The 13,200-nt window shown below is 73.8% G+C and carries 2 protein-coding genes and 1 pseudogene; 2 read left to right on the forward strand and 1 reads right to left on the reverse strand.

Features of this window, described 5'->3' with window-relative positions; translation table 11 throughout:
* Nucleotides 1–38 precede the first annotated feature (38 nt).
* Nucleotides 39–10,727: pseudogene (locus ACIGXM_RS22640) on the reverse strand (type I polyketide synthase); the annotation flags it as partial.
* Between the two features lie 575 nt (nucleotides 10,728–11,302).
* On the opposite strand from ACIGXM_RS22640, the gene ACIGXM_RS22645 reads away from it, so the two are divergent.
* Together ACIGXM_RS22645 and ACIGXM_RS22650 are read left to right on the forward strand one after the other, a co-directional pair.
* Nucleotides 11,303–12,343 (forward strand): ABC transporter ATP-binding protein, encoded by a 1,041-nt coding sequence (locus tag ACIGXM_RS22645; protein ID WP_396563609.1) that lies wholly within the window; start codon nucleotides 11,303–11,305, stop codon nucleotides 12,341–12,343.
* Nucleotides 12,340–13,182 carry an ABC transporter permease gene (locus ACIGXM_RS22650; protein ID WP_396563611.1) on the forward strand — a complete coding sequence of 281 codons (843 nt, stop codon included), beginning with the start codon at nucleotides 12,340–12,342 and terminating at the stop codon, nucleotides 13,180–13,182. The genes ACIGXM_RS22645 and ACIGXM_RS22650 overlap by 4 nt, the downstream gene beginning before the upstream one ends.
* Nucleotides 13,183–13,200: the final 18 nt, after the last annotated feature.

A 13,200-nucleotide genomic window follows, 5' to 3' on the forward strand; every position in this document is an offset into this window, starting at 1 on the left:
AAAGGGTCGCGCCTGCGTAGTGGGGCCGGGAGCCCGGGTCAGGAGGTTTCGAGCTCGTCGTCGAGCAGGTCGAACAGCTCGTCGTCGGTGGCCGATTCGATGTCGCTGTCGTCCTCGGCCGGGCGCTGGTCGGCACCGACGTGGTCCCGCCACTGTGCGAGCAGGGCCTGGAGGCGCAGGGTGACCCGCGTCCCGGTCTCCTCGTCGGTGGGGGTGGCCGCCAGGGCCTCGGCCAGCCGATCCAGCTCGGCGAAGACGCCCGCCCCGGCCGCCTGCCCGTCCAGCGGCAGCGCGGTGCGCAGCTGTCCGACCAGCTCGGCCGGGCTCGGGTAGTCGAAGACCACGGTGGCCGGCAGCCGCAGGCCGGTCACCGCGTTCAGGCGGTTGCGCAGCTCGACGGCGGTCAGCGAGTCGAAGCCCAACTCGCGGAAGCCCGCGGTCGGCTGGACGGCGGCGGCACCGGTGTAGCCGAGCACCGCCGCGACCTGCCCGCGCACCAGCTCCAGGAGGATGCGCTCCTGCTCGTCCGCGGCCAGAGCGGTCAGCTGCCGCACCAGCGCGGCGCCCGGGTCGGTCTCCGCGGTCCCGACCGCGCGCCGGGCCGGCTGGCGGATCAGGCCCCGCAGCAGCGCGGGCACCTCGCCCGACTCCGCTGCGCGGGAGCGCAGTTGGGCCAGGTCCAGGCGGGCCGGCAGCAGCACCGGGTCCGGCAGGCCGAGGGCCGTGTCGAGCAGCGCCAGGCCCTCCTCCACCGACAGCGCCGCCACACCGCGCGTCATCCTGCGGGAGTCGGCCCCGGCCAGCTCGCCCGCCATGCCCCCGCCGTCCTCGGCCCACAGGCCCCAGGCGAGGGAGGTCGCGGGCAGACCGGCGGCGTGCCGATGCTGCGCGAGCGCGTCCAGGAAGGCGTTGGCGGCGGCGTAGTTGGCCTGGCCGGCGTTGCCGAAGACACCGGCGGCGGAGGAGAACAGCACGAAGGCCGCGAGTTTCTGATGCTTCGTCAGATCATGCAGGAGCCAGGCCGCGTCCACCTTCGGTCGCAGCACCGTGTCGATCCGGTCCGGGGTGAGCGAGGACACCACACCGTCGTCCAGCACACCGGCGGTGTGCACCACGGCGGTCAGCGGGTGCTCCAGCTCGGTCCCCAGCAGCTCGGCCAGTGCGGCACGGTCGGACACGTCACAGGCCGCGAACCGGGCCGTCGCGCCCAGCTCCGCCAGCTCGGCGGCCAGCTCCGCCGCCCCCGGTGCCGCTTCACCACGTCGCGAGACCAGCAGCAGGTGCCGCACGTGGTGCCGGGCCACCAGGTGCCGGGCCACCGCCCGACCGAGCGAGCCGGTCGCACCGGTCACCAGGACCGTGCCGGTGGTGTCGTACTCCGGGGCCACCTCGGGTTCGTCGGTGGCCACCGCCGCCAGGCGCGGGGCGAGCGCCGCACCGGCGCGCAGCGCGAGCTGCGGCTCGCCCGCGTCGACGGCGGCGGCGAGCAGGGCCGGTGAGGCCGCGTCCTCATGGGGGTACCCGCCCCCGGCCCGACGGCCGGGAGGTGTCCCCGGGCCGGCGACCGGGGGAAGGTCGACCAGCACGATCCGGCCCGGGTTCTCCGCCTGCGCGGACCGCACCAGACCCCAGACGGCGGCCGCGGCCAGGTCGCGAACGTCCTCTCCGTCACCGGCGGCCACCGCGCCACGCGTCACCACGACCAACCGCGAGTCCGCGAACGCGTCCTCGGCGAGCCACGTCTGCAGCAGCTCCAGCGCACGGTGGACAGCCTGGTGGGTGGCCGCGGCCAGGTCCGGGGCGGTGGCCGGCGCCACCGGCACCACGACCGTGTCCGGCAGGACCTCGCTCAGCGTCGCCAGGTCGTCGAACCGCTCGGCGCCCGTCAAGCCGAGGTCGTCCTCGCCGAGCACCGCCACCACTCCGAGCGAACCGGCGTCGGGCAGCGCCACGCTCGTCCACTCGCAACGGAACAGCGCCTCGTGCCGCCCACCGGAACCCGCCAACTGCTCGGCGGAGAACGGCCGCAGGACCAGCGAGTCGACCGACGCCACCGGCGCACCGGTCCCGTCGGCCACCGCCAGCGACACCGCGTCCGCACCGACGGCCGACAGCCGCACCCGCAGCTCGGCCGCACCGGCCGCATGCAGCGACACACCCGACCACGCGAACGGCAGCCGACCCTGACCCGTCTCCTCCACCAGGCCGCCCAGACCGATCGCGTGCAACGCGGCATCCAACAACGCCGGGTGCAGACCGAACAGACCCGCCTCCGACCGGCTCCCCTCCGGCAACGCCACCTCGGCGAACAACTCACCGTCCCGACGCCAAGCCGCCCGCAGGCCCTGGAAGGCCGGACCATAGCCGAAGCCAGCCGCCGCGAAATCGGCGTACACCGACTCGACGGAGACCGGCTCCGCGCCGGCCGGCGGCCACTGCGCCAGCTCGAAGCCCGGCGCCTGGGCACCGCCGACCGCCAGCAGACCGTCCGCGTGCCGGGTCCACGGCTGGTCGGGCTCGGCGTCCTCGGCCCGCGAGTACAGGCTGATGGCACGCCGGCCCGCCTCGTCGGGCGCCCCGACCGCCACCTGCACCTGCACCGCGCCCCTGGCCGGCAGCACCAGCGGCGCCTCCAGCGTCAACTCCTCGACCAGGTCGCAGCCGACCTGGTCGCCGGCCCGGATCGCCAGCTCCACGAAGGCCGTCCCCGGCAGCAGCACCGTGCCGGCCACCGCGTGATCGGCCAGCCACGGGTGGCCGTCCAGCGCGAGCCGGCCGGTGAGGACATGGCCGTCCGCATCCGCGAGCGCCAGCGAGGCGCCCAGCAGCGGGTGATCCGCCGACCCCAGACCGGCCGAGGCGACGTCACCGACCCAGCCGGTCTGCGGCCGGGGCCAGTAGCGCTCGCGCTGGAACGCGTAGGTGGGCAGCTCGACGAACCGCGCCCCGGTCCCCGCGTACAGCGCGGCCCAGTCGACCCGGACCCCGCGCACGTGCAGGCGTCCCAGGGCCGTGGCGACCGTCTCGGTCGCCCCGCGGTCGCGCCGCAGCAGCGGCGTCAGCAGCGTCGCGGTCTCCTCGACCAGGCAGTCCTGCGCCATCGCGCAGAGCGTGCCGTCCGGGCCCAACTCCACGAAGACGCGGACGCCTTCGCTCTCCAGGACCCGCACCGCGTCGCGGAACCGGACGGCCCCGCGCACGTGCCGCACCCAGTACTCGGGCGAGCACAGCTCCTCGGCGGTGGCAACCCTGCCGGTCAGCGTGGAGATGATAGGGATCCGGGGCTCCGCGAAGGTCAGGCCCTCGGCGACCGTGCGGAACTCCTCCAGCATCGGGTCCATCAGCGGCGAGTGGAAAGCATGGCTGACGGTCAGCCGCTTCGTCCTGTGCCCGTCCGCCGCCAGCTTCTCGGCCACCTCCAGGACGGCCCGCTCGGTGCCCGAAAGCACCACGGAGGTCGGCCCGTTGACGGCGGCGAGGCCGATCTCGTGCTCCCGGCCCGCGAGCAGCGGCAGCACGTCCTCCTCGCCGGCCTGGACGGAGACCATCGCACCGCCCGCCGGCAGCGCCTGCATCAGGCGACCGCGCGCGGCCACCAGCTCGGCGGCGTCGGCGAGCGAGAGGACGCCCGCGACGTGCGCGGCGGCCAGCTCGCCGACCGAGTGCCCGGCCAGGAAGTCCGGCCGCACGCCCCAGGACTCGACCAGGCGGAACAGCGCCACCTCGAGGGCGAAGAGGGCGGGCTGCGTGTAGGCGGTCTCGTCGATCAGCGCGTCCGCGTCCTTCAGCGGCCGCACCAGGTGCCGGTCCAGCTCCGCGCACACGGCGTCGTACGCCGCCGCGAACACCGGGAACGCGGCGTACAACTCCTCGGCCATGCCGGCCCGCTGGCTCCCCTGACCGGTGAAGAGGAAGGCCGACCTGCCGCCGACCGTCCCGACACCGACGGCCGCCTCGGCCGGCAGCTCTCCGCTCGCCAGCAGCTCCAGCCCGCGCGACAGCTCCGCGCGGTCGCGCACCACCAGCGCGGCACGGTGGTCGAATCCCGCCCGTGCGGTCGCCAGCGAGTAGCCGAGGTCCACCGTCGCCAGCTCCGGACGGGAAGCGAGATGGTCCCGCAGCCTGGCCGCCTGGCCACGCAGGGCCTCCGGCGTCCGGCCCGACAGCACGAGCGGGAGCACCGGCGTACGACCGGCCACCGCGGGCCGCTCCGGCGCCTCCTCGACACCCGGGGGCTGCTCGATGACGGTGTGCGCGTTGGTGCCGCTGATCCCGAAGGAGGAGACGGCGGCCCGGCGCGGCCGGCCGGTCTCCGGCCACTCCCGCGCCTCGGTGAGCAGTTCCACCGCACCCGCGGTCCAGTCCACGTGCGTGGACGGCTCGGCGACGTGCAGGGTCCGCGGCAGCACCCCGTGGCGCATCGCCATGACCATCTTGATCACACCCGCCACGCCGGCGGCGGCCTGGGTGTGGCCCAGGTTCGACTTGATCGAGCCGAGCCAGAGCGGCTGGTCCTCGGTGTGTTCCCGGCCGTAGGTGGCCAGCAGGGCCTGCGCCTCGATCGGGTCGCCCAGCGAGGTACCCGTCCCGTGCGCCTCGACCGCGTCGACCTGGGCCGCCGTCAGCCCGGCGTTCGCCAGCGCCTGGCGGATCACCCGCTGCTGGGACGGACCGTTCGGCGCCGTCAGGCCGTTGCTCGCGCCGTCCTGGTTGACCGCGCTGCCCCGCACGATCGCCAGCACCGGGTGCCCGTTGCGCCGCGCGTCACTGAGCCGCTCGACCAGCAGCATGCCGACGCCCTCGCCCCAGCCCGTGCCGTCCGCGTCGTCCGAGAACGCCCGGCAGCGGCCGTCGGGCGACAGGCCGCGCTGGCGGCTGAAGCCCACGAACGTCGCCGGGGTGGCCATCACGGTGACGCCACCGGCCAGCGCCATCGTGCACTCCCCGCTGCGCAGCGCCTGGATCGCCCAGTGCAGCGCGACCAGCGAGGACGAGCACGCGGTGTCGACGGTCACCGCCGGGCCCTCGAGCCCGAACGTGTAGGAGAGTCGTCCCGAGGCGACGCTGCCCGTGTCGCCGCCGCCCAGGTAGCCCTCGCCGGCGGCCGGGTCGTCCTGCAGACGGGTGGCGTAGTCGTGGTACATCACGCCGACGAAGACACCGGTCCGGCTGCCGCGCAGGGCGGCCGGGTCGATACCGGCCCGCTCGAAGGCCTCCCAGGAGGTCTCCAGCAGCAGCCGCTGCTGCGGGTCGGTGGCCAGCGCCTCGCGCGGGCTGATGCCGAAGAACGTCGGGTCGAACTCGGCGGCGTCGTGCAGGAACCCGCCCTCACGGGTGTACGAGGTGCCGGGGTGCTCCGGGTCCGGGTGGTAGAGGCGCTCGATGTCCCAGCCGCGGTCCTCGGGGAAGCCGGAGACCGCGTCCCGCCCGTCGGCGACCAGTTGCCACAGTTCCTCGGGCGAGGAGACCCCGCCGGGGAACCGGCAGCTCATGGCGACGATGGCGATCGGGTCGTCGTCGGCCGACGCGACCACGGCGGCGGAACCGTCCCGCTGGTCGGGCCCGGCGCCGCCGACGAGTTCGGCCCGCAGCTGCCGGGCGAGGGCGTGCGGGTTGGGGTGGTCGAAGACCAGGGTGGCCGGCAGCCGCAGGACGGTCACCGCGTTGAGGCTGTTGCGCAGCTCGAGGGCGCTGAGCGAGTCGAAGCCCAACTCGCGGAAGGCCCGGGTCGGGTCGACCGCCTCCGGACCGCCGTGCCCCAGCACGGCCGCGGCGTGGGTCCGGACCAGGTCGAGGAGCAGGGCTTCCTGTTCCTGCGGGGGCAGGCCGGCGAGCCGCGCGCCGAGCGCGGAGGTCTCGGTGGAGGCGGCGGAGGCGGCACGGCGCATCGGCGACCGGACCAGGCCGCGCAGCAGGGACGGCAGCGTGCCCGCCTCGGCCTGGGCCCGCAGACCGGCCTGGTCCAGCCGGACCGGTACCAGCACCGGCTCGTCCGACAGCATCGAGGCGTCGAACAGGGCCAGGCCCTCCGCCGACGAGAGCGGCAGCACCCCGCCACGGGCCATCCGCTCGACGTCGGCCGCCATGCCGCCGTCCTCGGCCCACAGGCCCCAGGCCAGCGACGTCGCCGGCAGGCCGGCGGAGCGGCGGTGCTCGGCGAGCGCGTCCAGGAAGCTGTTGGCCGCCGCGTAGTTGCCCTGGCCGGCCGCGCCGAACACCCCGGCAGCCGAGGAGAACAGCACGAAGGCGGCAAGTTTCCGACTTGTCGTCAGTTCGTGCAGGTGCCAGGCCGCGTCCACCTTCGGCCGCAGCACGGCGTCGACCCGCTCGGGGCTGAGGGAGGAGAACACACCGTCGTCCAGCACGCCGGCGGTGTGCACCACGGCGGTGAGCGGGTGCTCCAGCGAGTCCACCAACTCGGCCAGCGCGGCACGGTCGGACACGTCACAGGCCGCGAACCGCGCCTCGGCACCCAGCGCCGCCAGGTCGGCGGCCAACTCCGCCGCGCCCTCGGCCGCTTCGCCCCGACGCGAGACCAGCAGCAGCCGCCGAGCCCCGTACTCGGTCACCAGGTGCCGGGCGAACAGCCCGCCCAGCGAACCCGTCGCGCCCGTGAGCAGCACCGTGCCCTCAGGGTCCAGGGCCACGGGCGTCACCTCGACGCTCGCCGGCACCCGCGCCAGACGCGGCGCGAACGCCTCGCCCGCCCGCAGCGCCAGCTGTGGCTCGCCGGCGTCGATCGCCCGCGACAGGGCGGCCAGCGAGCCGGCCTCCTCGTCCAGGTCGACCAGCACGATCCGGCCCGGGTTCTCCGACTGCGCCGAGCGCACCAGACCCCACACGGCAGCCGACGGGAGATCACCGCCGGTCGCCCCGCGAGTCACCACCACCAAGCGGGACTCGCGGAACGTCTCCTCCGCCAACCAGCGCTGGACGAGCGCGAGCACCCGGTGCACGGAGGCGTGCGTGGCGGTCGCCACATCACCCGACTCCGGCCGCACCGGCACCACGATCGTGTCCGGCACGGCCTCCGCCAGCTCGCCCAGCTCCTCGAACGGCACCGCGTCCGCGAACCCGAGGTCGTCCTCGCCCAGCACCGCCACCACACCGAGTGACCCGGCCGACGGCAGCGCCACGCCCGTCCACTCCGAACGGAACAGCGCCTCATGCCGCCCACCGGAACCGGAACCCGCCAACTGCTCGGCGGAGAACGGCCGCAGGACCAGCGAGTCGACCGACGCCACCGGCGCACCGGTCCCGTCGGCCACCGCCAGCGACACCGCGTCCGCACCGACGGCCGACAGCCGCACCCGCAGCTCGGCCGCACCGGCGGCGAACAGCGACACACCCGACCACGCGAACGGCAGCCGACCCTGACCCGTCTCCTCCACCAGGCCGCCCAGACCGATGGCGTGCAGCGAGGCATCCAACAGCGCCGGGTGCAGACCGAACAGACCCGCCTCCGACCGGCTCCCCTCCGGCAACGCCACCTCGGCGAACAACTCACCGTCCCGACGCCAGGCCGCCCGCAGGCCCTGGAACACCGGACCGTAACCGAACCCGGCCAGGGCGAAATCGGCGTACACCGACTCGACGGAGACCGGCTCCGCGCCGGCCGGCGGCCACTGCGCCAGCTCGAAGCCCGGCGCCTGGGCACCGCCGACCGCCAGCAGGCCGTCCGCGTGCCGGGTCCACGGCTCGTCCTGCTCAGCGTCCTCGGCCCGCGAGTACACGCTCAGCGGCCGACGCCCCGAGCCGTCCGGCTCACCCACCGCCAGGCACAGCCGGAGCGCGCCCACCGCCGGGACGACGAGCGGCGCCTCCAGCGCCAGCTCCTCCAGCAGGCCGCAACCCACCTGGTCGCCGGCCGCCACCGCCAGCTCCACGAACGCCGTCCCCGGCAGCAGCACGCTGCCCGCCAGCGCGTGGTCGGCCAGCCAGGGCTGCGCGTCGAGCGACAACCGCCCGAAGAGCAGGAGACCGTCCGCGTCGGGCAGCGCGACCACGGCGCCCAGCAGAGGGTGATCGACCGACCCGAGACCGGACGCGGTGACATCGCCACCGGGGGCGACACCGGCGTCCAGCCAGTAGCGCTCCCGCTGGAAGGCATAGGTCGGCAGATCGACCCGCCTGGCGTCGGTGCCCGCGAAGACGGCGGACCAGTCGAGCCGGACCCCGCGCACGTACAGCTGGGCCAGGCCGGCGGTGAACGTCTCCACCTCCGCACGATCCCGCCGCAGCACCGGCGCGAACACCGCCTCCTCGGTCACGCACTCCTGCCCGAGGGCGGAGAGCGTCCCGTCCGGCCCCAGCTCCAGGAAGCTCCGAACGCCCTCGCCCTCCAGGGCCCGCACGGCATCGGCGAAGCGCACCGCCTCGCGGACGTGGCGCACCCAGTACTCGGGCGAGGTCAGGTCCGCGGCCTGGTCGAGCGTCGAGACGATCGGGATCTTCGGCTCGTGGAACTCCAACCCCTCGGCCACCGCACGGAACTCGGCCAACATCGGGTCCATCAACGGCGAGTGGAACGCGTGGCTCACCGTCAGCCGCTTCGTCTTACGACCCTGCTCCGCCAGCTTGCCGGCAACCGCCAGCACCGCCGCCTCGGCACCCGAAAGCACCACCGAGGACGGCCCGTTGACCGCCGCGATCCCCAATTCACCGGACAGCAGCGGCAGCACCTCGTCCTCGGACGCCTGCACCGCCACCATCGCACCACCGGCCGGCAGCGCCTGCATCAACCGACCACGCGCCGCCACCAGCTTCGCCGCGTCCGCCAGCGACAACACACCCGCCACATGCGCGGCCGCCAACTCACCGATCGAGTGACCCGCCAGGAAGTCCGGCTTCACACCCCACGACTCGACCAGCCGGAACAGCGCCACCTCGACGGCGAAGAGCGCGGGCTGGGTGCAGCCGGTCTCGTCGATCCGCTCACCCGCGAAGACGACATCCTTCAGCGACCGGTCCAGGTGCCCGTCCAGCTCCGCGCACACGGCATCGAACGCCGCCGCGAACACCGGGAACGAGCCGTACAACTCGGCACCCATCCCGGCCCGCTGACTCCCCTGGCCCGCGAAGAGGAACGCCAGCCGACCCGCCGACCCCGCGCTCCCCAGCACCGCGCGCGCCGCCGACCCGCCGCTCTCCAGCGCCTCGATCGCCGCCAGCGCCTCGTCGCGGTCACGAACGAGCAGCGCGGCCCGCTGCTTGAGGGCCGCCCGGGAGGTGGCCAGCGAGAAGCCCAGGTCCGCCACGTCGAGGTCGGCGTCACCGGCCAGGTGCTCCCGCAGCCGCCCCGCCTGGGCGCGCAGGGACGTCTCGTCCCGCCCGGAGACCACCAGCGGCAGGGGCCGCCCGACCGGGCCCGCCACCCGCGCGGCGCGATCCAGCACCGGCCCCTGCTCGACGATCACGTGCGCGTTGGTCCCGCTGACGCCGAACGACGACACCGCCGCCCGGCGCGGCCGACCGGTCTCCGGCCAGTCCCGCGCCTCGGTGAGCAGTTCCACCGCACCCGCCGACCAGTCCACGTGCGGGGTCGGCTCGTCCACGTGCAGGGTCTTGGGCAGCACGCCGTGCCGCATCGCCAGCACCATCTTGATGATGCCACCGACGCCCGCCGCCGCCTGGGTGTGACCGATGTTCGACTTCAACGAGCCCAGCCACAGGGGTCGTTGACGGTCCTGTCCATACGTCGCCAGCAGCGCCTGCGCCTCGATCGGGTCACCCAGCCGGGTTCCCGTACCGTGCGCCTCGACGGCGTCGACCTGCTGGCCGGTCAGCCGCGCGGAGGCCAGCGCCTGGCGGATCACCCGCTGCTGCGCCGGTCCGTTGGGGGCGGTCAGCCCACTGCTGGCGCCGTCCTGGTTGACGGCCGAGCCGCGCACGATCGCCAGCACCGGATGACCGTTGCGCTGGGCGTCGGCGAGCTTCTCGACGAGCAGCATGCCGACGCCCTCGCCCCAGCCGGTGCCGTCCGCCGCCGCCGCGAAGGACTTGCAGCGGCCGTCGGCCGCGAGCCCGCGCTGGCGGCTGAAGTCGACGAAGGCGTTGGGGGTGGACATCACCGCGACGCCGCCGGCCAGCGCCAGCGAGCACTCGCCGGCCCGCAGCGCCTGGACCGCCCAGTGCAGCGCGACCAGCGAGGAGGAGCAGGCGGTGTCGACGGTGACCGCCGGGCCCTCCAGGCCCAGCACGTAGGCCACCCGACCCGAGGCGACGCTGCCCGAGTTGCCGTTGCCCAGGTAGCCCGCGACGCCCTCGGGGACGTCCAGCAGCCGGGAGGCGTAGTCGTGGTACATCACGCCCGTGAAGACGCCGGTGGCGCTGCCACGCACCGAGTCGGGGTCGATGCCGGCACGCTCGAAGGCCTCCCAGGAGGTCTCCAGCAGCAGCCGCTGCTGCGGGTCCATCGCCAGCGCCTCGCGCGGCGAGATGTTGAAGAAGTCGGGGTCGAACTGGGCGGCGTCGTGCAGGAACCCGCCCTCGCGGGTGTACGAGCTGCCGGGCTGCTCGGGGTCGTCGGCGGCCAGGGCGGCCAGGTCCCAGCCACGGTCGTCGGGGAAGCCGGAGACGCCGTCGGCGCCGGTCGCGACGAGCCGCCAGAGGTCCTCGGGAGAGCGCACGCCACCCGGGTAGCGGCAGGCCATACCGACGATGGCGATCGGCTCGGGCTCCTGCTCCTCGAGCTCGCGAAGCCGCCGGCGGGCCTCACGCAGGTCGGCGGTCGCCCGCTTGAGGTAGTCGAGGAGCTTCTCTTCGTTCTCCACGTTGTCCGTCACACCCCTGAACCGGCCGTGAGGGTCGTGCCGGTCGCTGCGCGACGTCTGAACACGTCGCCGAGCGGATCGGGCATGACCACCAATTGATCGACCACCAATTGATTCGTGATGAATAGCGCGCGCCCGCAGCTCCCCGCCCGCCCGGGAAAGACTCCCTGACTATTCCGACATCGGCGTCCCGCACAGTTCCGGTATCGGTGTTCGCGCTCGTCCGCCGGTTCGTCGTGCCGTTGCCGGCCGATATTCCCGGTGGACCAGTGGAACATAATTGCTGCTCCGCCACGCTAGCAGCGGCCCACAGCCGGGGGCATCCCCTACCCTCCCCCTAGCCCCCCTGTTTCAGGGGGGCCGCGGATCGCGGCAGGCCTACCCAAGTGGCCATCATGCTATACATGGTGGACGCAGTTCCGTGTCCCCATTTCATCCGGCGCATGACGTCGTATCAGGATGCGCGTGAACTCCTCGCCGCGCAGCTCTCATGCCGCCGTTATCGCGTCCCGCCCGATTCGCAGGCATCAATGAATACAGCACGCGCACCACAGGACGTGGATTCCGCCGCCGTCGTCGTCGACCGGCTGGTCAAGAGATACCGCAATCGCGAACAACCCGCGGTGGACGACCTCAGCTTCAGTGTCAGCCCCGGCGAGGTGTTCGGCCTGCTCGGCCCGAACGGCGCCGGCAAGTCGACCACGGTGGGCGTCATGACGACCCGGGTGGCCCCGACCTCGGGACGGGTCACCATCCTCGGGGTCGACGTGGCGGCCGACCCGGCCACCGCCCACCGGACGTTCGCGGTCGTCCCGCAGCGGAACAACCTCGACCGCTCCCTGACCATCCGCCAGAACCTGCTCTTCCACGCCGGCTACCACGGCATGGGCCGGGCCGAGCGCAACCGGCTGGCCGACGGGAGCCTGGAGTGGGTGGGCCTCACCGACCACGGCAAGGCCCGGGTGGACGAGCTCTCCGGCGGCCAGGCCCAGCGGGTGATGATCGCCCGCGCGCTGATGCACCGACCGCGGGTGCTCTTCCTGGACGAGCCGGCCACCGGCCTCGACCCGCAGTCCCGGCTCTTCATCCACGAGCGGGTGGCCGAGCTGAGCGCGGGCGGGGTCACCGTCGTGATCACCACCCACGACATGGAGGAGGCCGCCAAGCTCTGCGACCGGGTCGGCATCGTCGATCACGGCAAGCTGCTGGCGCTCGACTCGCCGCAGGCGCTCACCGAGTCGCTCCGCGGCACCGGCAGCCTGACCGTCTCGCTGCGCACCCCCACCCCGGAGGACCAGAACGACGTGGTCCGGGCGCTGGAGAAGACCAGCGGGGTCGAACGGGTCGAGACCGTCGGGCCCGCCGAGCCGGCCGCCGACGGGACCGCCACCGACACCCCCGCCCCGAACGCCACGCGACTGCGGATCTACACCACCGGCCAGCCCACGGCGGCGCTGCCCGCCGTCGTCGGTGTCCTCGCCGAACTGCACTGCGACCTCGACGACGTGTCTCTCGCCAAGCTGACCCTGGAGGACGTCTTCATCGAACTGACCGGGAGGGAACTCCGTTGAGCAGCACCACGTCCACCATGCCACTCAGCGGCGGCGACACCCACGGCGGTACCCGCGCCGGCAGTGCCGCGGCCCGGGCGTTCTTCTTCATCCTCTGGCGGGACATCTTCGTCACGGGCCGCGAACTGGTGCCGTTCCTGGCCCAGGTCGTGGTGGAGCCGTTCTTCATCCTGTTCGTCTTCGGCAAGGTCCTGACCGGTCTCGGCTACGCCGGCCACGGCTTCCAGCAGGTGCTGCTGCCCGGCGTGGTGGCGCTGAGCGCCTTCCTGGTGGCCCTGCAGAACACGGCCTTCCCGCTCATCGTGGACTTCTCGTTCACCAAGGAGATCGAGGACCGGCTGCTCTCCCCGATCCCGCTCGCCCTGGTCGCGGTGGAGAAGCTGGTCTTCGGGGCGGTCCGCGGCATGATCGCCGCCGCCGTGATGATCCCGATCGGCTTCCTGCTGCTGGACGGCGTGTCCTGGCCGTTGTCGAGCCTGCTGCCGATCACCGGCGTGCTCGCGCTCGGCTCACTGGCCGGCGCCACGCTGGGGATGACCATCGGAACGGCGGTCGAGTCGCGGCACATCAGCATCATCATCACCGTGGTGCTGACCCCGCTGATGTTCACCGGTGCCACCCAGTTCCCGTGGTTCGGCCTCGCCAGCGTGCGGCCGTTCCAGGTGCTCTGCGCGCTCAACCCGCTGACCTACGTCAGCGAGGGGATGCGGGCCGCCCTGATCCCACGCGCCGACCTGCACTCGATCCCGCTCTGGATCGACGCCGCCGCGCTCGCGGCGGCCTGCCTGCTGTACGGGCTGCTCGGCATCCGCGGCTTCCGCAAGCGAGCGCTGGACTGACCACCGTGGAGGAGTGGA

The sequence above is a fragment of the Kitasatospora sp. NPDC052896 genome (assembly GCF_044547075.1).
In the GTDB taxonomy this organism is placed as follows: domain Bacteria; phylum Actinomycetota; class Actinomycetes; order Streptomycetales; family Streptomycetaceae; genus Kitasatospora.

Coding starts and splice junctions, on each gene's coding strand:
- ACIGXM_RS22645 (WP_396563609.1), top strand. CDS start 11,303: ATGAATACAGCACGCGCACCACAGGACGTGGATTCCGCCGCCGTCGTC.